This is a genomic window from Bacillus sp. CH30_1T (assembly GCF_008364765.1).
GTDB lineage: Bacteria > Bacillota > Bacilli > Bacillales > Bacillaceae_B > Rossellomorea.
In genome coordinates this window covers 154,053-176,356 of sequence record NZ_VTUY01000007.1, presented here as the reverse complement: position 1 = coordinate 176,356, position 22,304 = coordinate 154,053, and the positions used below count along the sequence as shown (strand labels likewise).

General features: G+C 39.7%; 24 protein-coding genes. 19 read left to right on the top strand and 5 right to left on the bottom strand.

Annotation, left to right across the window (positions count from 1 at the left end):
- Window positions 1–87 precede the first annotated feature (87 nt).
- A complete protein-coding gene (locus F0342_RS15910) occupies window positions 88–306 on the bottom strand; it encodes a DUF3892 domain-containing protein (protein ID WP_149156864.1) in 219 nt (72 codons plus the stop codon).
- Window positions 307–502: 196 nt separating this feature from the next.
- Here F0342_RS15910 and F0342_RS15905 point away from each other — a divergent pair, with 196 nt between their 5' ends.
- Entirely contained in the window at window positions 503–1,177 is a 675-nt protein-coding gene (locus tag F0342_RS15905) for a class I SAM-dependent methyltransferase (protein ID WP_149156863.1), read from the top strand.
- A 395-nt stretch (window positions 1,178–1,572) separates the two neighbouring features.
- Here the strand turns inward: F0342_RS15905 and F0342_RS15900 are convergent, their stop codons facing one another.
- On the bottom strand, window positions 1,573–2,703 hold the full coding sequence (locus F0342_RS15900; protein WP_149156862.1) for an MGDG synthase family glycosyltransferase: 1,131 nt from the start codon (window positions 2,701–2,703) through the stop codon (window positions 1,573–1,575).
- 185 nt (window positions 2,704–2,888) lie between these two features.
- Here F0342_RS15900 and F0342_RS15895 point away from each other — a divergent pair, with 185 nt between their 5' ends.
- The 12 genes from F0342_RS15895 to F0342_RS15840 all read left to right on the top strand — a co-directional run bounded on the left by F0342_RS15895 (window position 2,889) and on the right by F0342_RS15840 (window position 14,916).
- Window positions 2,889–4,580, top strand: coding sequence for a formate--tetrahydrofolate ligase (locus F0342_RS15895; RefSeq protein ID WP_149156861.1), 1,692 nt, complete (start codon window positions 2,889–2,891; stop codon window positions 4,578–4,580).
- A gap of 28 nt (window positions 4,581–4,608) precedes the next feature.
- On the top strand, window positions 4,609–5,091 hold the full coding sequence (locus F0342_RS15890) for a hypothetical protein (RefSeq protein ID WP_149156860.1): 483 nt from the start codon (window positions 4,609–4,611) through the stop codon (window positions 5,089–5,091).
- Between the two features lie 58 nt (window positions 5,092–5,149).
- Window positions 5,150–6,013 (top strand): DegV family protein, encoded by an 864-nt coding sequence (locus tag F0342_RS15885; RefSeq protein ID WP_149156859.1) that lies wholly within the window; start codon window positions 5,150–5,152, stop codon window positions 6,011–6,013.
- Between the two features lie 84 nt (window positions 6,014–6,097).
- Window positions 6,098–6,748, top strand: coding sequence for an HD domain-containing protein (locus tag F0342_RS15880; RefSeq protein ID WP_395940693.1), 651 nt, complete (start codon window positions 6,098–6,100; stop codon window positions 6,746–6,748).
- Window positions 6,745–8,625, top strand: a complete 1,881-nt coding sequence (locus tag F0342_RS15875) for an ABC-F family ATP-binding cassette domain-containing protein (RefSeq protein WP_149157010.1) — start codon at window positions 6,745–6,747, stop codon at window positions 8,623–8,625. The genes F0342_RS15880 and F0342_RS15875 overlap by 4 nt, the downstream gene beginning before the upstream one ends.
- Before the next feature lie 78 nt (window positions 8,626–8,703).
- Window positions 8,704–9,831 (top strand): conserved virulence factor C family protein, encoded by a 1,128-nt coding sequence (locus tag F0342_RS15870; RefSeq protein WP_149156857.1) that lies wholly within the window; start codon window positions 8,704–8,706, stop codon window positions 9,829–9,831.
- A gap of 23 nt (window positions 9,832–9,854) precedes the next feature.
- Complete coding sequence (locus F0342_RS15865; RefSeq protein ID WP_149156856.1) at window positions 9,855–10,289, top strand: BrxA/BrxB family bacilliredoxin; 435 nt, start codon at window positions 9,855–9,857, stop codon at window positions 10,287–10,289.
- A 111-nt stretch (window positions 10,290–10,400) separates the two neighbouring features.
- Window positions 10,401–11,177 carry a class I SAM-dependent methyltransferase gene (locus F0342_RS15860; protein ID WP_149156855.1) on the top strand — a complete coding sequence of 259 codons (777 nt, stop codon included), beginning with the start codon at window positions 10,401–10,403 and terminating at the stop codon, window positions 11,175–11,177.
- A gap of 814 nt (window positions 11,178–11,991) precedes the next feature.
- Window positions 11,992–12,582, top strand: coding sequence for a YpjP family protein (locus F0342_RS15855; protein WP_149156854.1), 591 nt, complete (start codon window positions 11,992–11,994; stop codon window positions 12,580–12,582).
- A 345-nt stretch (window positions 12,583–12,927) separates the two neighbouring features.
- Window positions 12,928–13,617: an anthrax toxin lethal factor-related metalloendopeptidase gene (locus F0342_RS15850; RefSeq protein WP_149156853.1), complete on the top strand. Its 690-nt coding sequence runs from the start codon at window positions 12,928–12,930 to the stop codon at window positions 13,615–13,617.
- A 22-nt stretch (window positions 13,618–13,639) separates the two neighbouring features.
- A complete protein-coding gene (locus tag F0342_RS15845) occupies window positions 13,640–14,434 on the top strand; it encodes a thymidylate synthase (protein WP_149156852.1) in 795 nt (264 codons plus the stop codon).
- Window positions 14,431–14,916 (top strand): dihydrofolate reductase, encoded by a 486-nt coding sequence (locus tag F0342_RS15840; RefSeq protein WP_149156851.1) that lies wholly within the window; start codon window positions 14,431–14,433, stop codon window positions 14,914–14,916. The genes F0342_RS15845 and F0342_RS15840 overlap by 4 nt, the downstream gene beginning before the upstream one ends.
- Before the next feature lie 72 nt (window positions 14,917–14,988).
- Here the strand turns inward: F0342_RS15840 and trhA are convergent, their stop codons facing one another.
- On the bottom strand, window positions 14,989–15,627 hold the full coding sequence (gene trhA, locus F0342_RS15835; protein ID WP_149156850.1) for a PAQR family membrane homeostasis protein TrhA: 639 nt from the start codon (window positions 15,625–15,627) through the stop codon (window positions 14,989–14,991).
- A 193-nt stretch (window positions 15,628–15,820) separates the two neighbouring features.
- On the opposite strand from trhA, the gene F0342_RS15830 reads away from it, so the two are divergent.
- From F0342_RS15830 to F0342_RS15820, 3 genes are all read left to right on the top strand, one after another.
- Window positions 15,821–16,474, top strand: coding sequence for an SOS response-associated peptidase (locus tag F0342_RS15830; protein WP_149156849.1), 654 nt, complete (start codon window positions 15,821–15,823; stop codon window positions 16,472–16,474).
- 106 nt (window positions 16,475–16,580) lie between these two features.
- Window positions 16,581–16,832 (top strand): DUF2535 family protein, encoded by a 252-nt coding sequence (locus F0342_RS15825; protein ID WP_149156848.1) that lies wholly within the window; start codon window positions 16,581–16,583, stop codon window positions 16,830–16,832.
- A 211-nt stretch (window positions 16,833–17,043) separates the two neighbouring features.
- Complete coding sequence (locus F0342_RS15820) at window positions 17,044–17,886, top strand: DegV family protein (protein WP_149156847.1); 843 nt, start codon at window positions 17,044–17,046, stop codon at window positions 17,884–17,886.
- 81 nt (window positions 17,887–17,967) lie between these two features.
- Here the strand turns inward: F0342_RS15820 and F0342_RS15815 are convergent, their stop codons facing one another.
- A complete protein-coding gene (locus F0342_RS15815) occupies window positions 17,968–18,453 on the bottom strand; it encodes a PCYCGC motif-containing (lipo)protein (protein WP_149156846.1) in 486 nt (161 codons plus the stop codon).
- Between the two features lie 222 nt (window positions 18,454–18,675).
- Here F0342_RS15815 and F0342_RS15810 point away from each other — a divergent pair, with 222 nt between their 5' ends.
- From F0342_RS15810 to F0342_RS15800, 3 genes are all read left to right on the top strand, one after another.
- Complete coding sequence (locus F0342_RS15810) at window positions 18,676–19,653, top strand: nucleoside hydrolase (RefSeq protein WP_149157009.1); 978 nt, start codon at window positions 18,676–18,678, stop codon at window positions 19,651–19,653.
- A 120-nt stretch (window positions 19,654–19,773) separates the two neighbouring features.
- Window positions 19,774–20,604 (top strand): SGNH/GDSL hydrolase family protein, encoded by an 831-nt coding sequence (locus tag F0342_RS15805; RefSeq protein ID WP_149156845.1) that lies wholly within the window; start codon window positions 19,774–19,776, stop codon window positions 20,602–20,604.
- Entirely contained in the window at window positions 20,601–21,188 is a 588-nt protein-coding gene (locus F0342_RS15800) for a YpmS family protein (protein ID WP_149156844.1), read from the top strand. Before F0342_RS15805 ends, F0342_RS15800 begins: the two co-directional genes overlap by 4 nt.
- A gap of 79 nt (window positions 21,189–21,267) precedes the next feature.
- On the opposite strand, the gene F0342_RS15795 is transcribed toward F0342_RS15800, so the two are convergent.
- The gene (locus tag F0342_RS15795; protein ID WP_149156843.1) at window positions 21,268–22,008 is read right to left on the bottom strand and encodes a DUF4397 domain-containing protein; all 741 of its coding nucleotides are present in this window, start codon (window positions 22,006–22,008) and stop codon (window positions 21,268–21,270) included.
- Window positions 22,009–22,304: the final 296 nt, after the last annotated feature.

Sequence of the window (22,304 nt, the reverse complement as noted above, 5' to 3'; positions counted from 1 at the left end):
GGACTTCATGCAGTATGCATGAAAGTCCTTTTTGTTGTATTTAAGTACTGTGTTATTCTCAGTGCGCAAGTCAGGAAAAGTTCCCGATCAAAAAATGGCAGGATAGTCATTGAAGCTTCCGTCATCAACGGACATACTTGATAATTCTGTTTCTCCCCATTCATTCTCATTCAATGTCACTCCTTGAAGTAATCCCTCAGAAGCTTCCAAAACAGCTTTTCGATAGGAGATTATACGGCCGGAAGAAGTTTGGAAACTGATAATGTCTCCATGGTAGTTCCGTTGAACTTTAGCAATCTCTTCCATACAACATCACCTTTCTTGTTCAGATTATAAGAATAGTATGGACATAAAAACTAAAAATCATAATCAACACAGATTTTAAGTTTACATAATAATATTATGGTGTTTATATTTTTCACAGAGATTATGCCTGAAAAGAAGGATTATGGTTCACTGGTTGAGAATTATAGATATTATTGAAAAAAATCGAGGTGTACATATGAGGAATTCAGAATGGCATACCAGTGCCAGAGCACGTTGGGAAGACAATGCCGATCAATGGCATTCCAAAAGTGTAGAAATGTGGACAAGTGGAAGCAGGAAAGCCATCATTCCCTTTTTCACTAAACATATTGAACGTGGGAAGGCTGTAGCAGACTTAGGATGCGGCGATGGATATGGTTCATTTCTGCTTTTCGACAAAGGCTATGTGGTCACGGGGATGGATTTCTCTGAAAAAATGGTCGAAATAGCAAAAAAACAAGAAAGGGACTCTTTATCTTTTGTTCAAGGAGACTTGCGATCCCTCCCTTTTCAAGATGAACAATTTCAAGCCGTGATGGCGATTAATTCAGTCGAGTGGACGGAAGACCCTCTTCATACCCTGAATGAAATCGAACGAATTGTGACTCCTGATGGGTTTATTTGTATTGGTCTTTTAGGACCAACAGCTCACCCCAGGGAAAATGCCTATCCGCGCCTTCTTGGAGAAGACGTCATCTGCAATACAATGATGCCTTGGGAACTGGAAAAACTGGCTGGTGAAAAAGGCTGGAGAAAGGTTGATGAAGATTGGGTCTATAAAAAAGGAGTAAAGTCGTCCTTTACAGACTCGCTTTCAAATGAGTTAAAACAAGCTTTAACTTTTACGACATTGTTTATGTTTCAAAAATAATGAACATGATCGATCCTATTCCGGGGATCGATCATGTTTTTCTTATCTACTGACTTCATTGACAAGTTCTTTTTAGATGCGTTTATACTGATTCGGATGATGGAACCACCCTACATAGGTTTTCTCCAGCGATTTGTGATGTGAGACAACCCAGATCGCTTTAAATGGGAAACTCCTACCTTTTCGAAAACGTAAACAATCCATCTTACTTCCAAAGATTCTTGTCTTTTAAATCCCTTGGATAAAACAAAAATTGTACTGGTAATGAAGTTGGAGATATCCTTGTTTTGGAAGGATCTATATTCCTTTGGACTTTAGGAAGTGATAAAGCAGGATCCAATTAAGCTAAAGAAGCTATTCTGACACCAAATAGGATGTGTGGGGATGTTTCCAATTCACATCCTCCCTTCAACAAATGTGTTTTTCCTGTGGTCGTGTCGAAGAATATCCTCTACGATCATGGTACAGGCATTTTTGTTAAATAACGAGGATACATTTTTCGATAATGTGTCTATCGTATTTTTATTATAGAGACATCGATAAATGCTTTCCAGAAAGTCTGTTTGAGTCGAATAGGTGAGTGCTGCAGTCCGTTTTAATAAATAATTGGCATTCTCATTCTCCTGGCCAGGTGCGGGCTTAAAAATGATGATGGGCAATTTAAAACAAGCAGCTTCCGTTAAAGATAAGGCACCGGACTTAGTGACCAGACAATCGGTAAGGGAAAACAGGTTTTCCACTTTTGATATATATCCGAAAATGTGGATGTTTTCTTTTGAGTTTTTTTCCAGTTGATTATATAGTTGATGGTTCCTCCCGCACACAACGCCTACTTGAAGATTTTTATCTTTGGATAGGGAAGTTAAAAGAGGCTCGATATTCGGAAGCAAACCTAGACCACCCCCCATAATGGTGATAGTTTTCCGTTGTGGGGCAAGTCCAAATTCTTTATAGTTTTTTTCGACCGTATGATGAAAGCTTGGCCGGATAGGTAAACCGCTAACGAAGATTTTCCCTGTCTCTACTCCGTAAGAGATGAGAGTCCTCTTTACGTGATCTGTTGCTACATAGTATTTCTCGATCATCGGATGAATCCACAACGGATGGGCACAGTAGTCTGTAATGACAGTATATGTAGGTATATTTAAGCTTGAGCGAAGTCGCAAGTATGGTGCAGCATGAAGTGGGAATGTCGTGACAATGCATGATGGTGAGTAAGTTTCAACCAGCTTTATAAGACGCTTTTTTCCTAAATGCTGATAAAAGTAACTCAATCCTTTTGAGGAAAGTTTATCTGTTCCATAGTAGAATGCTTTATAGAAATGGGTACCGAATTTGGAAAATCCTTTTTTTAATAAATTTTGGGCCAGGGAGTGGATGGCAGGGTAGGCTTCTCCATATAGATCACAGATGTTCACTCGTTCATATCCCTGTCTCTTAAATGTATGAGCCAGAGTTTCAGCAGATTGAATATGTCCTTCTCCAAAGCGTGCGGTCAAAATGAGAATCGACTTTTCTTTCAACAATTTTATTCCCCCTATAAAAGGCAAAAATGGTGAAGATATAAAACATAGTGTAAAATTAAGTAACACTTCAATTTAAGATTACAAATGGATTGTAAATGAAGTTTAAGTGTAAACATGATTTTTTGTAAAATTTATATTTATGGCTCAGGCCAAATTTCAATTACATAACTAGAAGGTGAATTTAGATGACAACGACAAAGAAGATAGTGAAGTCAGATATTGATATTGCTCAACAAGCTACACTGAAACCGATACTGGAAATTGCGGGGCAAATCGGCCTAACAGAAGATGATATTGAGCTTTATGGTAAATATAAAGGGAAAATTACATATGAAGCCATTCATAAACTGCAGGGGCAGCCCAATGGGAAATTGATATTAGTCACGTCGATCAATCCCACTCCTGCAGGCGAGGGGAAATCAACGGTAACGGTTGGACTCGGGGATGCGTTAAATCAGTTAGATAAAAACACCATCATTGCCATGAGGGAACCATCACTTGGTCCAACGATGGGAATCAAAGGCGGAGCAACAGGAGGAGGCTATTCACAAGTCCTTCCCATGGAGGATATCAACCTTCATTTCACAGGTGATATCCACGCTATTTCGACTGCGAATAACGCTTTAGCTGCATTGTTAGATAATCATATCCATCAGGGGAATGAATTGGATATTGATCAAAGAAGAGTCGTATGGAAACGTGCTCTGGACATGAATGATCGTGCCCTTAGACAAATCATCGTTGGTTTAGGTGGACCGGTTCAAGGTGTTCCCCGTGAAGACGGATTTGATATTACTGTAGCGTCTGAAATTATGGCTGTTCTCTGTTTATCTCAAAATCTTGAGGAATTAAGAAGAAGGCTTGGAAGAATGGTTGTCGCATACAACTTTTCAAACCAACCGGTAACCGTCGAAGATTTAGGAGTTGAAGGTGCGCTGACCTTATTGTTAAAGGATGCCTTAAAACCTAATCTCGTTCAAACGATCGAACATTCTCCTGCCCTTATTCATGGCGGACCATTCGCAAATATTGCCCATGGGTGTAATAGTGTTTTGGCGACCAAAACGGCTCTTAAGCTGGCTGATTATGTTGTAACGGAATCTGGATTTGGTGCTGATCTAGGGGCCGAGAAGTTTCTGAATATCAAATCTCGAGCTGCAGACATAGCACCGGATGCCATCGTGCTCGTTGCCACCATTCGTGCTCTGAAGATGCATGGAGGTCAAGGGAAAAGTGATCTTCAGACTGAAAATCTTCAGGCTCTGCAAAAAGGATTATCTAATCTGAAGAAGCACATGGAAACAATAGGTCACTTCAACGTACCTTATGTGATTGCCGTTAATCGATTTATGACAGATAGTGATGACGAAATCCAGACCCTTATCAAGTGGTGCGAAAACCTGGGAGTACAAGTTTCACTAACCGATGTATGGGCTAAAGGTGGAGAGGGTGGAAGAGATTTAGCCGAAAAGGTATTGCATGAGATCGAAGGGAACACGAAAGAATTTTCTCGCCTATATGAACCCTCAGATTCACTTCAATCTAAAATTGAAACGATTGCGAAAAAGGTTTACGGAGCGAAAGAAGTAGATTACACGGTGAAAGCACGAAAGCAGCTCCAGCAATTTGAAGATCAAGGGTGGGGCGTCCTGCCGATTTGTATGGCTAAGACCCAATATTCCTTATCCGATGATCCATCTAAATTCGGGCGTCCTGAAGATTTTACGATCACAATCAGAGAGCTTAAGCCGAAGATCGGAGCAGGATTTATTGTTGCATTAACGGGAGAAGTAATGACCATGCCAGGCCTGCCCAAAAATCCGGCAGCATTCGGAATGAATGTGGATGATGACGGCAGGGCTGTAGGGTTATTTTAGCCTTTGGGGTTTGAAAGGAGAGGAGAACGTGTTTGATCCAACAGCATTTGATAACTTAAAGGTAGTCTTTGAGGGAGCTGTATACGATCTTGACTTGACAGGGGAAATCCAAATTCTTGATCGCAAAGATTTATTTGATTTTGCTCATTATGAAAGATGCTATCAAATTCATTATTCTTCACCATCTAAGAAATCCATTTCGATAGAGTTCCATTTAAAAGCGGACATGGGGCATTTTTTGGCAGAGAGAAAAATGATGACAGAAAAAAATACAGCTGGAGCAGATATTCTTATCGTCTATAAGGGTGATGAGAAATTGAACGAATGCAGGCAGATACTTGAAGAAAAATGGGGTGAAGATAAAAATTGGGAATGGAAAGAAGTAATATCCTCTCGTAAACCTATTACCTATGAAGGGATTCTCACTTTTAATAGAGTCATAACAGAAGAAATGGTTGATGATGTTCTTCAAATGATTTCATTTTCTGTAGATACTTTACAAATATCTTGATCGATTAGACTTCTATCAAAAAAGAGTTCATAATTATATAGAAAAAGGGGATTTTTCAATGAGAATAGCCTGGGTAACAGATAGCACAGCATTTGTTCCAACACATTCAAATAGTAAAGAAAATCACATCTATATTGTTCCGATGAATATTCTCTTTGGGGAGCGGGAGTATCAAGATGGAGTAGACTTATCTCCGGAAGAATTGTTCTTGAAATTAAAGGAAGTAAAGGTAGAAGTGAAAACCTCACAGCCTTCAATCGGGACTTTTAAGGAATTGTTCGAAGAATTATCAAAGGACTATGATTATATCTTTTCGATTCATGTTTCTTCTCATTTCAGCGGCACCTATTCATCTGCCTATCAAGCTGCAACGCTCTTAAAGGATAGACTACCAAATATCATTTGTATAGATTCGAAAATCATTTCCAATCCATTGACCGAATTAATCCTATACGGTCAAAGGTTACTTCACGAGGGCAAAGACCCACAACAAATAAAAGAAGCCATTGAAAAAAGAATCGATTCATGTGAAACCTATGTAATGGTTGGCAGCTTGGAGCAACTACATAAAAGTGGACGAATGAGTGGACTTTCATTCTTCCTCGGAAGTGTCCTTAATGTAAAACCAATGCTTGCCATTGAGGATGGAAAACTTGAAGTGAAGGATAAAGTAAGGAGCATCAAAAAAGGTTTGAGCAGCATGACCGATCGATTAATTCACGCTCTCGCTACTAAACGTATATCAAAAGTGTCCGTACTGCATGGTTTAAACCGTGGGGAAGCTTTAGAATGGATTGAACAACTGAGTATTAAATACCCTGAGATCGAATTTGGGGCGTACCCACTGGGTGCCGTGATCGGTGTTCACGCAGGGGCCAATACAATAGGGATAAGCTGGTTTGCAGAAGACGAAATGAATTAATAGAAAAAGGAGTGATGTGTAGAATCTGCATCCACTCCTTTTTATTCTGATAAGAGAATATTTTTTGATACAATAGAGGAGAAGGTGACCTTGGAGCGGAAAAAGCTGGACGGTATAATCGACTATTTAAAACGTGAGTATCTTGGTGAGTCTACAGGACATGATTGGTATCATTTGGATCGTGTACGAAAACAGGCACTTATCATTGCCAGGGAAGAAAATGTAGCCCATACATATATCATCGAGCTGGCTGCATTGCTACATGATGTTCCGGATGATAAGTTCGTGGAAGAAGAAGAGGGGAAGAAAAGGCTGGATCACATCCTATCCATCCTCTCTCTAACGGAAACTGAAAAGGAATTATTGAACTCGATTATTTATTCCATATCTTATAAAGGTGGTCACGAAGCAGTAATAACATCATTAGAAGCGAAAATCGTGCGAGATGCCGATCGCCTTGACGCCATTGGTGCCATAGGAATCGCAAGAACCTTTGCATATGGAGGAAAGAAAGGTCGATCATTGTATAACCCTGAATTTCAAGTCAGGTCGGAGATGACCATAGAGGAGTACAGAAATGGGGATAGTTCCAGTATCCATCATTTTCATGAAAAGTTATTGAAACTGAAAGACTTAATGTGTACAGAAACGGGAAGGAAATTGGCAGAGGAACGTCATGCTTTCATGCTGAGGTTTTTAGAGCAATTTAATAAAGAATGGACTGGTCAAGAATGAGAATGTTAACAGCTGAGAATCTTTCTAAGACGTATGGAGATAAAACTCTTTTTAAAGATATATCGTTTTCAATTACCGAGAAAGAAAGAGTCGGACTGATCGGGGTGAATGGAACGGGTAAATCAAGCCTGTTGAAACTCATTGCCGGGATGGAAGAATATGATACAGGAGAGCTTTCGAAGCCTGGCGATTATCATATTGCCTACCTTCAACAAGAGCCTGCTTTTGATGGGGATTTAACCGTGATACAACAAGTATTTCGTGGTGAAGCAAAAATCATCCAGGCTATGCGGAATTATGAAATGGCCCTTTTGGAAATGGAGAACAACTCAGAAAACCCTCGAATACAGGAAGATTTATTTGAAGCTCAAAAGCAAATGGATATTCTTCACGCCTGGGACGCAAGTGCAAATGCGAAATCCATTTTGACAAAACTGGGAATTCACGACTTCTCAAAGAAAATGAGAGAGCTGTCAGGTGGGCAAAAAAAGAGAGTTTCGCTGGCAGGCGTCCTGATTGAAACACCGGACTTATTAATCCTGGACGAACCGACCAACCATTTAGACTACCAGTCAATCAAATGGCTGGAAGATTATTTAGGAAAGTATAACGGATCTGTGTTGCTCGTGACCCATGACCGTTACTTCCTCGACAAGGTAACGAACAGAATCTTCGAATTGGATGGAGGAAGCCTATACTCCTATAAAGGAAATTATGCTTCATTTATTGAAGCGAAGGCTTCCAGGGAAGAAGTGGAACGCCAATTATCCGAAAAGCAGCAAAATCTTTATCGAAGAGAGCTTGCCTGGATGAGAAGGGGAGCAAAAGCCAGAACCACTAAACAAAAGGCTCGGATTCAACGATTTGAAAATTTAGAGGATACGATGTCTTCAGGTCCCACAGGCGGTCAGGTTGACATGGCAATCGGAGGAAACCGTCTGGGTAAACAAGTATTTGAGTTCAAGGATGCTTCAAAAATGTTTGAAGACAAGCGAATTTTAGATGAGTTTTCTTTCCTTATTAAACCTAAAGACCGAATCGGAATTGTAGGTAAAAACGGGAGCGGAAAATCAACATTTCTTAACCTCCTTGCCGGAACCGATGAGCTTACAGGTGGTCAATTATTTAAAGGCCAAACCGTAAAGGTCGCTTATTATACTCAAGGTCATGAAGAACTTGATGAGAATATGCGTATGATCGAATATATAAGAGAAGCAGGAGAATATATAACGACGGATAAAGGCGAGCAAATCTCTGTTACTTCCATGCTGGAGAGATTCCTATTTCCAATGAGTACGCATGGTACGTTGATCAGAAAGCTTTCCGGTGGAGAAAAACGAAGACTATTCTTGCTTAAGCTATTGATGTCAAAACCGAATGTCCTTTTGCTTGATGAGCCGACGAATGATTTAGATACGGAAACCCTCACCGTCCTGGAAGAATATATAAATGAATTTTCAGGTGTCGTCATAACCGTTTCCCATGACCGCTACTTTTTAGATAAAACAGCTGAGCAATTACTGGTCTTTAATGGAGATGGACAAATCGACTTTTACTTTGGGGAATATACTGAGTACCTGGAAAAGAACGAAGTGAAAAGTAAGAAGCTGGATCCGGTCAAGAAACAAGAATCTGCTCCCGTGAAAGAAGAGAAAGAGAAAAAGAGGCTTTCTTACATGGAAAAGAGGGAATGGGACGAAATCGAGGAAAAGATGGCCGACATCGAGCAGAGTATAGAAGAAACAGATGCTGAGCTGCAAAAGGTCGGCAGTGATTTTGAAAAAGCACAACAGTTAATGAGCGAAAGTGAAAAACTAAACGAGCAATTGGAAGAGCTAATTGAAAGATGGACATACCTTTCCGAATTTGCTGAATAAGTCTCTTCGTTTAAGGCACCATGGATACTGTGTTAGAATGGATGGTATAAGAAGTGTTTATAGAAAGGGGTAACAAGCTTGAGGATAGTATCGATTGAACCAACTCCAAGTCCTAATACGATGAAAGTTCTTCTTAATCAGGAAATGAAAGCCGGGAAGAGCAATAATTATAAAAAAGATGAAGCGGACGGGGCTCCTCCCGTCATTAAAGATATCCTTGCCATTGACGGCATTAAAGGGGTCTATCATGTTGCCGACTTCTTAGCCGTTGAACGAAATGCGAAATACGATTGGCAAGAGCTTTTGCCACAGGTTAGAAAAGCATTCGGTGAAGATACTCTGGACCTGGAAAATGAATCTCCCATGGAAGAACATTTTGGTGAAGTGAATGTTAGCGTGCAGATGTTCAAGGAAATTCCGATGCAAGTAAAGGTGACAGACGGGGAACAAGAGAAGCGATTTTCCCTTCCCGCTCCATTCCTGGAAGCAATCGGTCAGGCTCAAAAAGATGGGGATAATGTCGTCCTTCTCAGAAAGTGGAAAGATTACGGTATCCGGTACGGAGACTTGGATGAAATTGGTAACAATTTGACGGAAGAACTGGTTGCAGCCTATCCTTCTGAAAGGCTAGTAGCACTTGTCAAAGGAGCCCAGGAAACAACCGATTCCAAGGGACCTCTCATTTACAAGAAAAAGCAAAAGGTGAGTGTCGCGGACTTTGAAGCCCCGGACTGGCAAACAAGGTACCAGAAGCTGGATGCGATGGAAGATCCCACTTTAGATGACCTGCCTCTGTTGGAGAAAGCCCTGGAGGATGAGAAGGTATCCATTCGCAGATTGGCTATTGTCTATTTGGGAATGATTGAAGATGAAAAAGTTCTTCCTTTGCTGTTTAAGGGTTTACGTGATAAATCAGTCACAGTAAGGAGAACGGCTGGAGATTGCCTTTCGGACTTAGGTTTTGCAAAAGCTACTCCGGAAATGATTCAAGCCTTAAAGGATAAGAGTAAACTTGTGAGATGGCGTGCTGCCATGTTCCTTTATGAAGTAGGAGATGAATCTGCATTGCCTGGTTTACGGGAAGCGGAAAATGACCCTGAATTCGAAGTGAAGCTTCAAGTGAAAATGGCCATCGAACGAATAGAGGGCGGCGAAGAAGCAAAAGGATCTGTTTGGAAACAGATGACCGAAGCACGTCACCAATAAAAGTGGGAAAGGGTTGATTATAGATGTCAATGGCATACGAAGAGTATATGAAGCAGTTAGTTAAGCCGATGAGACAAGAACTTACACAAGCAGGCTTCAAAGAGCTGGGTACAGAAGAAGAAGTAGTGAAATACATGGGAAATGCAGATGGAACAACCCTGGTTGTTGTTAACTCAGTATGTGGGTGTGCAGCGGGACTTGCAAGACCCGCTGCAACGCAATCAGTTATGAATAATGAAAAAGCCCCGGATCACCTCGTTACTGTCTTTGCCGGGCAAGACAAAGAAGCAACAGCCAAAATGAGAGAGTATTTCGAAGGGTACGAACCTTCCTCCCCATCAATGGCTTTACTTAAAGGAAATAAAGTCGTTCACTTCATCCCAAGGGAAGAAATTGAAGATCATGATATTTCCTCTATAATTTCCAATTTATCCACAGCTTTTAACGAAAATTGCTAAAGACAACAAAGAAACGGGTGACTCTGTCATCCGTTTCTTTTTATGGTAGGATAGATAAACATTAGAAAAAACGTACAAGCAAAATGGTACCATTAAAGGAGAATGTTTAACATGTTTGTCACAACATGCGGGAGAGCGAACCAGGAAGTCATAGAGAAGGCATATAAAACAGCAGAGGTACTCGATATTCCCTATATCCCCAGAAAAAAGAGATCGATTTTACACCACATGAATCTGCACGAACAAGACTGTTTAGTGATCGGAAAAGAGAGATTAGAACTTCATTCTAGAGAAGACAATAGCGAACCGTTCTTTTTCCACCCTAACTCCGCTTCCTTCCGAATCAAAAGAATCATTCGCGGAGAGACCGATCCACTCATTGAAGCTGCTGACCTTAAAGGAGGCATGAGTTTTCTGGACTGCACACTAGGTCTTGCTTCAGATAGTATTATCGCCAGCCATATAGTCGGTGAAAAGGGGAAAGTAGTCGGAATCGAAGCGAATAAGTATATCTCACATATACTTCATCACGGACTTCAGGACTGGGTATCTCCACTTCATGATCTGAATAGAGCCATGAATCGAATCAGTGTCGTCAATGGACATTTTCAGGAAGAATTAAAGGGTATTCCCGATGAGGCATTTGATGTCGTTTACCTTGATCCCATGTTTGAAGAAGCCTTAACAGATTCTCATGGAATAAACCCGATCCGCCAATGGGCAAGCTATACAGGCTTAACAAAAGAAGGAATAGCAGAAGCAATAAGGGTGGCCAAAAAGCGGGTAGTATTAAAAGAGCACTATCAGTCTCCATTATTCGAAGAACTGGGATTTGACGTAATCAAAAGGCCATCCGCCAAATTTCACTTTGGAATCATTCGAGTATAAAAGTCTTTTAGTTAGGCTCTTTTCGCAAAGATTGTGGCTATCTTAAGAAGACAGTCGTTTTAAACAATTGGTAGTGTGAAAACAGGGACCGTTCCTTTCCGCTCCAGGCACAAGATTCCCCGGGGAGGAAGTCGAGCCTCCTCGGGCTTTGCCCTGTGGGGTCTCGACCTTTTCTCTATTTCCCGCAGGAGTCAAGTGCCTTCCGCTACAATCCACTCTGTGCTGCTATATTTTTTCTGCCTTATGCAGGATAGAAAAACACAAAAAATTGCTCCTATTGTAGATATGTCGAGTATTTGTTCGTAAATTAATAATTAATTAATTTTACTTATTTTGAATTCATTTACAACTATGCACAGCCAGTGGGTCTTACCTATTCAGCTCAGGCGGCTAGCCCATTTAGCTTATGCTTGTTGGGGCTGAGTAACCCTCCATTGCTCTTGGGACTGTCCAGCTATTCCCTCACCATCCAGCACATACTGATTGACAGAGCCGAAGCATACCTTTTGTTTAAAAATGATTTTTGTGAAAATAGCTTTTTTAAACAATAAAATAGACAGGCATCTTAAGCCTGTCTAAGCATCTAAGTATTAATCAGTAAACCCTAGTACAACGAAATAACCTAATAGAAGTAAGTATCCGATATTGATCATAAGTCCTGTATCCATCTAGTTATCCTCCTTACAAAGTATCCTCTTTATTATACTACCACATAAATATTTTTATATCCTACAAAAAAATGAAACCTTTTTCACTTTTTATTCGTAAGAAATAGTATAATAATAGACGTACTACATAGGAAAGGACGTTATCTATGTCAATCTGGCTCAAAAAGTCGTTTTTTATCCTGCTATCCATTCTAACATTTGGACTTGTTTCCCCTTCACAAGCCTTTCTCAATGAACAAAATCACACTATGGCAAAAGGCAATGGAAAGCCTTCGTCGGTTGAATCTGTTCCAGAGGAAGTACTGGAAGAGGAGTCTTCCATTTCCCATGAGGATTTCATAGGGAACATGATGGTACAAGCAGAGAAAAATGCTTATGAAAAGTTCGGGACTAAGATCAAGCCTGTCATTGAAGACGAATTCAAGTCTTTAATCCTTCCTAAGATCGAAAAGGCGATAGCTGATACAGCTGTTCAATTTCCAGAAGAAGACTTAACGTCACTTACTATTTCAGAAGTGCCTCAATATGCAAAAACAGAAAAGATTTTTCATATTTATGACCAACGCTCTGGTGAAGATGTCATACGATTCCATGTAAGAAAAGACCATCCGCCAAAAGATGGCTATTACTTCAACTTTCACTATCATACAGTTCATGATCAATTTCAAGCACACCATGATTTAGGAAGTATATATTGGGATAAAAACACTCCGCCACAATGGATGAGTGTCTCCTGATTTCAACGTCCATATACGAATAAAGGCAAGTGCGTGAATTCTGCGTGCTTGCTTTTTTGTTTTAATTTGAATGGCAGGTTCGCCTTATGCTTGTCACCTTTGAGCAAGCCGCCTCCGCTTTAGTTATCATCCAGCTCCGGCGGCTAGAGGCTCGAGGTCATAAGTCAAACCTGCCAAAAAGGCAAAGGGCGCCTTTCCGGCAGGTTCGCCTTATGCTTGTCGCCTCTGAGCAAGCCGCCTCCGCTTTAGTTATTGGAAACAATCTCTCCTAAAAACAACTCTATCATTATGTTAAAATAGTAAAAACATCATGATACTTTCTTTAGAAGAAAGGAGGGACAATAAGTGAAGCGTATATTCATCATCCTCGCTATTTCGGTTACTTTAGTCATTTTGTGGACCAACTCAAAAGCCAACTACAGTGGAACCCTCTTAAAGCATTCTCCTCTTAAAACACAATTACAACTTCAATCCAGTAAACAGTTAGAAAATATGGTCCTGTTGCCACAAGCTGCTTATGATAAAACAGCTGCTAGGGAAATGATTGAAAGATTAGATCATATTCCGACCTCACTTTTAGAGTCTACGAATTCACAGGAAATCAAAATAAGGCTGTTTGAAAAAAAATTAACCGATTTTTCTACCACAAGTCACTTGAAAGGAGTAACCCCAAGAGGGTACACTAATAAAAGTATTACATGGGATGACGTTCCTGGAATCGGTGGATCGAAGCTTGTATTAGTGAAAATCGGTCATAGTGAGAAAGGGAAGGGTCATAATTCGACTAACCTGGAATTACATGAACTCGCTCACAGTATTGATCGTTACGTCTTAACGGACCTTTATTACGAGCTGGAATTTTTGCCTCTTTGGAAGAGGGAAGCTCCACGTGTATTCCCGAATGAACCCTATTTTCTTCAATACAAAGAAGAATATTTTGCTGAAACATTTGCTATGTATTATTTAAACTCTGAAACTAGAAATCTTCTAAAGAAAAAGGCACCAGCAACATATCAATTCTTTAAAGAACTATAAACTTATAAAAGGTGTGGTCATTGTGAAGCAATATCTAGACTTGTGCAAACATGTCCTTGAACATGGCACCAAGAAAGAAGATCGAACAGGTACAGGCACGATAAGCACGTTTGGTTATCAAATGCGTTTTGATCTAAAAGAAGGATTCCCTCTACTTACAACTAAAAAACTGCATGTGAAATCCATTATCCATGAACTCCTTTGGTTTCTAAAAGGAGATACGAACGTTGAATATCTTCAGGAAAACGGTGTACGGATTTGGAATGAATGGGCCGATGAAAATGGAGAATTAGGCCCTGTATACGGTCACCAATGGAGATCATGGTCTGGAACTAACGGAGAAACGATTGACCAAATTAAGAACCTCATCGATACGATTAAAAACAATCCTGATTCCAGAAGAATGATTGTAAGTGCGTGGAATGTTGCGGATGTAGATCATATGGCTTTGCCTCCTTGCCACTGCTTATTCCAATTCTATGTAGCCGATGGCAAATTATCCTGTCAGCTGTACCAACGTTCCGCTGATGTATTCCTCGGCGTTCCTTTTAATATAGCTTCATACGCTCTATTAACGATGATGGTAGCCCAGGTATGTGATCTGGAAGTTGGAGAGTTTGTTCATACATTTGGTGATGTCCATATCTATCAGAATCACCTTGATCAAGTGAACTTACAGCTTTCCAGAGAACCCAGATCATTACCATCATTATCTATCAATCCAGAAGTGAAAGATATTTTCGGATTTAAGTTTGAAGATTTTAACCTTGGGGAATATGATCCGCATCCACATATAAAAGGAGCCGTGAGTGTATGATCTCTTTTATTTGGGCAATGGATCAGAATCGATTGATTGGGAAAGAAAATGGATTGCCATGGAGGCTTCCTGAAGACCTGAAATTTTTCAAGAAAACGACTGATGGACATGGAATCGTCATGGGAAGAAAAACGTTTGATTCCATTGGTAAGCCGTTACCAAAACGAGAGAATGTCATTCTTACAAGAAATACAAGCTTTCAACCGGATGGCTGTCTTGTTCTGCATTCTGTGAAGGATATCCTGGAATGGGCGGAAGGAAGAGACTCAGAAACTTTTATTATGGGCGGAAGAGAAGTGTACAAGCAGTTCATCCCTTATGTAGATAAGTTGTATGTAACAGAGATTCATCATGAATTTGAAGGCGACACGACCATGCCTTCCATCCCATGGGAGGATTTCACTTGTATCTCCTCTGTTAAAGGATTGAAGGATGAGAAAAATCCTTACGACTATGAATTTAAGGTTTATGTACGGAAATAGATGAGAAGAGACAATAAGGGTACTGCCGGGATATTCCGTCAGTACCCTTTTATTGAAAAAACATAAACATACTTAAACGTAAAACAAAATACAGAAATACATAAAGCTGCTTCCTGCCAGGACGAAAAGATGCCAGATTGCGTGATTGTAAGGCAGTTTGTTCCAAACATAGAAAATGGCTCCTATGGAATACATGATTCCACCTGCCAGCAGCAGTCCGAATCCGGCACCGGTAAGACTTGCGTACAATGGTTTAATGGCAATGATAACGAGCCAGCCCATCACCAGGTAAAAGAGAGTGGAAACGACTTGGAAACGTTGAACAAAATAACATTTAAATACAATCCCTACAATGGCGAGTCCCCAGACAATTCCAAACAATGTCCAGCCGAGTGTGCCTCTTACACTGACTAGCATGAACGGTGTATACGTTCCCGCGATCAGGATATATATCGCCGAATGATCTAAAATGGCAAATAGATTCTTTACCTTCGAAGGCTTAAAGCTGTGTAACAGGGTTGAAAATAAGTATAGGAGTATCATTGAAGCACCGAAGATAGAGAAGCTGACAACGTGCCAGGCAGAGCCTTCGTGAACGGCGAAAATGATTAACATTACTAAAGCGGGTATGCTCAAAATTAATCCGATTCCATGGGTAATGGCGTTTGCAACTTCTTCTTTCCAATTGGAAAAATCGAAATCATAAGTCAAAGAAGTATCATCCTTTCTATTATCCCCTCATTGAACGCTCAATGAGTCAATATTGTATATATTTATGATAATCCTCTTATCTTCATTGTGCAATCATTAACATAGTAAAGGGTTAAAGTGCGCCTTTTGGATTAGAAATTCTCCTCATAATGTTGTATATTCCTAATTAAAGAAAACAAATGAGGTGACAGTGGTGTGCGGTAGATTTTCCTTAACGACCCCTTTAGAAGAATTAGTGAGACAATACTTAATTGATGAATTCCTTGAAGAGTGGCAGCCAAGATACAATATTGCTCCAACGCAAAAAGTTTTGTCCCTTATTTCACATAAGGGCAAGCGCAGAGCGGGAGAGATAACGTGGGGGCTTGTTCCTCGTTGGGCAGATCAGAAGAAGTGGAAACCATTGATCAATGCTCGCAGTGAAACCTTATTGGAGAAACCGAGTTTCAATTCCCTTGTCCATTCGAAAAGAATGGTGATTTTTGCCGATGGATTTTATGAATGGAAGAAGGAGAAAGACCAAAAGGTACCTGTAAGATTTCAATTAAAAGAAGAAGAGCCATTTGTGTTTGCCGGTTTGTGGGATCGCAATGGAGAGGTCACAACCTCCACGATCCTTACGACAGGGGCAAATTCCATTGTACAACCAGTGCATGAACGAATGCCTGTTATACTCACGAGTCAGGAAGCGATTGAGAAATGGTTAAATATAGACGATTATTCTTTTGAAGAAGCTTCTTCGGTTTTAACGCCGCTTCATAAAGACCAAATGAAAGGGTACCAGGTATCCGATATCGTCAATTCATCCAAACACGATTCCCCCGAATGTATTGTGCCAGTTTCATAACCGTTTTAGAGAAAAAATATTAGTGTTTTTGCACGATTAGACATTTTATGCGCCATTAAATGGGGTATAATAAGAATATAAACGGGTGAAAAAGAGGATTGATACTTTGCTGACAAAAACCATTGAGTTCAAATCAAAGGATGGATGGAAGGTCAAAATCTTAGAAGTTCCTGTCATGAAGGAAGATAACCCGCTCTATCTAAGGGTAAACCTGAGGCTTCATCAATTCATTTCAAAGGTTGTCAATCAGAATGGGCCTAAGACCATGTACAGTTTTAGAGAACATTTAAAGAGAACGACGAAATGGTCAGAGTATGAAGAAATTTATCAATCAGAAGAGTTAAAGAATAATGCATAATTCTCTTGGGAACTGGTCTTTAGCGTAATGTTACGTGGGACCAGTCCTTTTTATATCAATATCTTTACATGTATGAAACAATTATCGACATTACACGTTCAAAAATATATATCAATTTAGACAACCGGTTGTGGAAATCCTTCGTATCTATTTAATTCCTTGGCATTTAACGATATAATACTAATGATATGGGAGATAGGATGTGGCAAAATTGACCAAAATTAAGATTGTAACAGACTCAACAGTAGATTTATCAGATGAGATCGTAAAGGAACTAGATATTCATGTAGTTCCTCTATCCATTTCAATCGACGGAGAGACATATTTAGATAGAGTAGATCTTTCGCCACTTAGCTTTCTGGAAAAAATGAAAGCTTCTAAGGAATTACCAAAAAGTTCGCAGCCATCTGCAGGAACATTTGTAGAACTTTATGATGAATTAGGAAAAGATGGTTCGAAAGTTTTATCCATACATATGACAGGTGGAATGAGTGGTACAGTGCGTTCAGCCGAGTCTGCTGCAGAAATGTCTTCATCAGATGTGGCGGTTGTAGATTCACGCTTTATTTCTAAAGGACTTGCCTTTCAGGTAATCGAAGCTGCCAAACTTGCTAAAGAAGGAAAACCATTGGAAGAAATTCTGAAAACAGTTGAAACAATCCGTCAGAATACAAACTTGTTCGTTGTGGTAGATACACTTGAGAACCTTGCAAAAGGCGGTAGAATCGGAAAGGGACGTGCAATGATCGGTTCCTTGCTAAATATTAAACCAATCGCTTCATTAGAAGGGGGCGAATACACTCCAGTCGCAAAGGTTCGAAGCCATTCACAGGTAGTAAAATACTTAACAACGCAATTTTTAGACGATGTAAAAGGGAAGACAATTCGTGGTGTAGGGCTTGTTCATGCCGATGGTCTGCAGTTGGCTCAAAATCTTAAGGCAAAGATTATCGAGAAAACAGGTTACGACCAAATCGATATAGTTCCGACCACACCAATCATCAGTACCCACACAGGAATTGGTGCGATAGGATTTATGTATTACACTGATTGATCTAACCAGAGGCGAAAGGGAATTTTCCTTTCGCTTTTTTCTATTTTAAAAAACAGCAGAATCATCTGCTGTTTTTTATAATTATGAAGGCATAGGCGTCGGTGTAGGCTTAGCGTAACCTTCATTATATTGTTCATCAATAAAGTTTCTAATTTGCTTGATGGATTCTCCATTCTTGTACTTCACAATGGATTCTGCCGCAATTTCCAAACACACCTGACACCTGGTACCGTGATCATCCCATACCACTTTTTTCCCTTTTATTTCGTAAACAAAGCAGTTCAGATTGCTCTCGTGCCCGGCAGAATCACCGCACCCGCAATAACAAGGGATATATTGTAACAGATCAGGGTTTTTAGCAGCTGAAGAATAGATTAGCTTCATATTGTCGTCCTTATCATCGAGAAAAGAGGGAAGTGTGTCAACCGAATCAGTTTCTTCCCGAAGATCCCCATTGGCGGCTGTATGATCATGATGAGCTTCCTCCTCCTGATTGCTTGAGCAACCCGCAAGAATGCCTAATAATCCAATAACAACAGTGAAATATAATAAGAGATTTTTCTTCATTCGTTCCCCTTCCCTATGCGATTATAACTGTATTGTACCACTTTTTAAAAAGCAGGTTTGTACCTTTCCTTGATGATTTTATGAATCTTATTGCGTCCTCATAACCAATGCAATCATATCATAGAAGTATAATAGGTAAGAAGTTTGGCCTGATCTCGCCGATAGATAAAAAAATGATTCTTTCTTATTAAATTGAAATCAAAAGAAAGGAAGTGGCCGGACTTGACTGATAAGAAAAAAGTATTGGTGATTTCAGACTTTGGGATCGATGACATTGTCGCAGTATTATATGCTTACTATAGTGATACGATTGAAGTTGTAGGAATTGTTTCTGATTATGGTAATGTCTCTAAAGCGAGTGCATTGAAAAACGTCAAATATCTTCAAAGTATTACCGGAATCACCGATATACCTGTTATCGGGGGAGCGGTCTCTGCTTTAACGGGCATACAACCACAATTCTATCCGGATGTACACGGTTTGGAAGGATTGGGACCGATAACCCTTGATGATATAGAACTCGAAAACTCAGAAATAACCGAAAACTTTTATGAAATCAATGCACTAATTGATAAGTATGCCGGTGAATTATATATATACTCTGCCGGTCGATTGACTTCCTTGGCAACTGCCTTTGTGCTTTATCCGGAAACTATGAAAAAGGTAAAAGAATTTTATGTTATGGGAGGTGCATTTCATGTACCGGGGAATGTGACCCCGACGGCAGAAGCGAATTTCTATGGCGATCCTTATGCTGCCAATATCTTGATTCAACTCGCCCCCAAACAAATTCATCTCATCCCCTTAGATGTAACCATGTATGCTCTTGTAACACCTGCTATGATTGATCATCTCCATGAATTTTATGTGAATTCAAATGACAAAGTCGGGCAGATCATCAAACCGATGGTGGATTATTACTATAAGTTCTATAAGAAAACGTATCCTGATATTTCGGGTAGTCCCCTGCATGACTTATTGGCAATGTGGACTCTTGCGGATGGCGATAAAATGGTGTTTGAAGAAGTTCCTATCCGGGTTGCCACCAATACAGGCTGGACTTTTGGTCAGAGCATAGGAGATTTTAGGCAGTCAAAGGAAAAAGAAAATTGGCAGGTCCATAAGATCGCAAAGCAGTTCAACTATAGGCAGTTTATCACAGAGGTATTTGAGACGTTAAAATCTGGTCCCAGCCGATAGTTAATGAACAAGAGTGACAATGCCATAAAAATTTACATGTTCTTAATGATTTGTTTACAAAGGTTTCATGACGAAACAAGCGTGATATAATAATACTAAAGTGCAAGCGAGGTGACGCATATGAAAAAACTACCGATTATCATGCTCGCTTTTGTTTTTTTCCTGTCAGGATGTTCGTTAGAAGATGCTGCTGAGCATATTACAAGAGAAGTATCCATGTGGGATAAAGATAATCCGAACGAAACCTTCATACCGAAGAACTTAAAAGTTGTTTCAGTGGGCGATTCATTGACTCAAGGTGTAGGTGATAGTACGAAAAAGGGTGGATATGTCCCTTACTTAGAGAAACATCTGGAATCACTGGATGGAGTAAAAGACGCCCAATTTCATAACTATGGGGTAAGAGGGAACCGTACCGACCAATTATTAAAAAGATTGAAAAAAGAAGATGTGAAAATATCTATTGAACAAGCAAATTTAGTTATGATCACGATTGGCGGTAACGACGTTATGAAAATTTTCCGTGAAAATCTTTCACACTTGAAGTTAGAAGTGTTTCAGGAAGAGAAACGACAATACCAATTGCGGTTACAAGAAATCATTGAGACGATCAGGAGCTATAACCCAAATGCAGGAATCGTACTAGTAGGGTTATATAATCCATTCAATACATGGTTTTCTGATATTGAAGAAGTCAACCAGGTGATTCATGATTGGAATGATGCCAGCCGGGAGATTCTTTCAGATTATGATAAAACCTTATTCGTTAAGATAGAGGACTTATTTATTGATGCAGGGGATACTTTATTATTTGAAGACTACTTTCACCCAAATGATGAAGGCTATAAAATGATTGCAGATCGCATGTTTATTAACCTGACAAAAGGGGAAACATTAGCTACATTGACAGATAGAAAGAAACCTGTTGAGGAAGAGGAGCAGCCGTCATGAAGAACAAATGGAAGGTCGGTTTTTTTGTTCTTTTAGGAGTGGTATTAATAGGATTAGCCATCATTGTTTCAATGATTTTTATGCCGATTAAAGATGATGCACTGCCTAAAAGCAACAAAAACACCAATCAAGAAGTAGGATTTAATGTAGAAACAAACAAAAAGGATTTAAATCTGATTATTGAACATTATATTGAAGCTGAAGGAATGAAGGGACCTGTTGATTATAAGGTTCAGCTAAAAGACGACGTGGAATTAATGGGGTCTGTTCCGGTATTTACATCAAACTTAGACTTTAAGCTGGATTTTGAACCTAAAGCACTGGAAAATGGAGACATCCTCCTGAAACAGAAATCCATATCAGTAGGACAATTAAATCTGCCGGTTTCATACGTATTGAAGGTAATGAGAGATTCATATAACTTTCCGGAATGGGTGAAGATACAACCTACAGATGAATTAATCTACGTTTCATTACAGGACATGAAATTGAAGAGTGATATTAAAGTAAGAGCGAACGAATTTAATTTAAAGGAAGATAATATTTCATTCCGGTTGTTAGTACCAGTAGATCGTGCTCAATAGGAAAAAGGTGGCCTCCTGATGGAAGCCACCTTTTTTCGTATACATACGTAAGTAGGCACAAACCGGAACACAGACGTGATTATCCTTTTAATAGAATGGCTTCTAATTCGGGGGTTCCGTTGGCTAACCCAACAGCTACGATGGTGTAAGCTTGATTAGGGCTTAATTGAACATTCGGAACACTTAGGACCGTATTTTTACTCCCTGCCACTCTTGCCTCCAAGTTGACTGTCATTGGAGTTAATCCAAGATAATCGCTAGCTTGCTTGAATGCTACATTCGGAAATATGACGTCTCCACCTTTTACTGCGATATCCACTGCAGGGGAGTCAGGGGAAAGATGAATGAATTTAACTTTTGTTTCTCCGCTTGGAACCGTCGGGTCATCAATGAACGGAAGGAGTTGTAGTTTATTTAGAGTACCTACAGCGGCGAGAGTATAAATTTTGCCAGGGTCGATTTTTACTTTTTTGCTTATAACAGTCGTCACACTTGTACCAGCAGGATAAACATCAATATGATATTTCCCAGCCGGTAATGTTAAATAATCACTTACATCCTTAAAGGCCACATCCCTTAAAACACGGTTTCCATTCACGTAAACATCCACATTTGGTGCATCGGGTACAGCATGTAATACGCGAACATAAGAAGGCTGGGTGGATGTAGTCATATCAGCGCGCTGTGCTTGCAAAGCCAGCCTCATGTATTTTAAATGTTTTTGATAGTAATGAATATGCATGGATGGATCTGAGTATTTATAATAACCGGATAATAAGTCATACATCGCCGCTTTATTCAAATAATCGTGTTGGCTCATCCGTATCTCTCCCTTTTGTTTATTAACACAATAGATTATGCGGAGGAGGAAAAATGGTGAAAGTACCTATCTTTTGAAAAAATCAGAAAAATCACTTGCAATTTAGAAGAAAATACTGGATAATAAAATTAATAATTGAGAAAGTGGGTGATGACATATGAACTTATTATTGATTTGTTATAAAAGTAAACTAAATAATATGCTTCGTAATGGTTCTGCACGTCAACTCACTTTTAACGGGATAAACTGATTTTTTTCTTTCAAACTTGAAAATCCGTTGACGTGTTGAATCACGC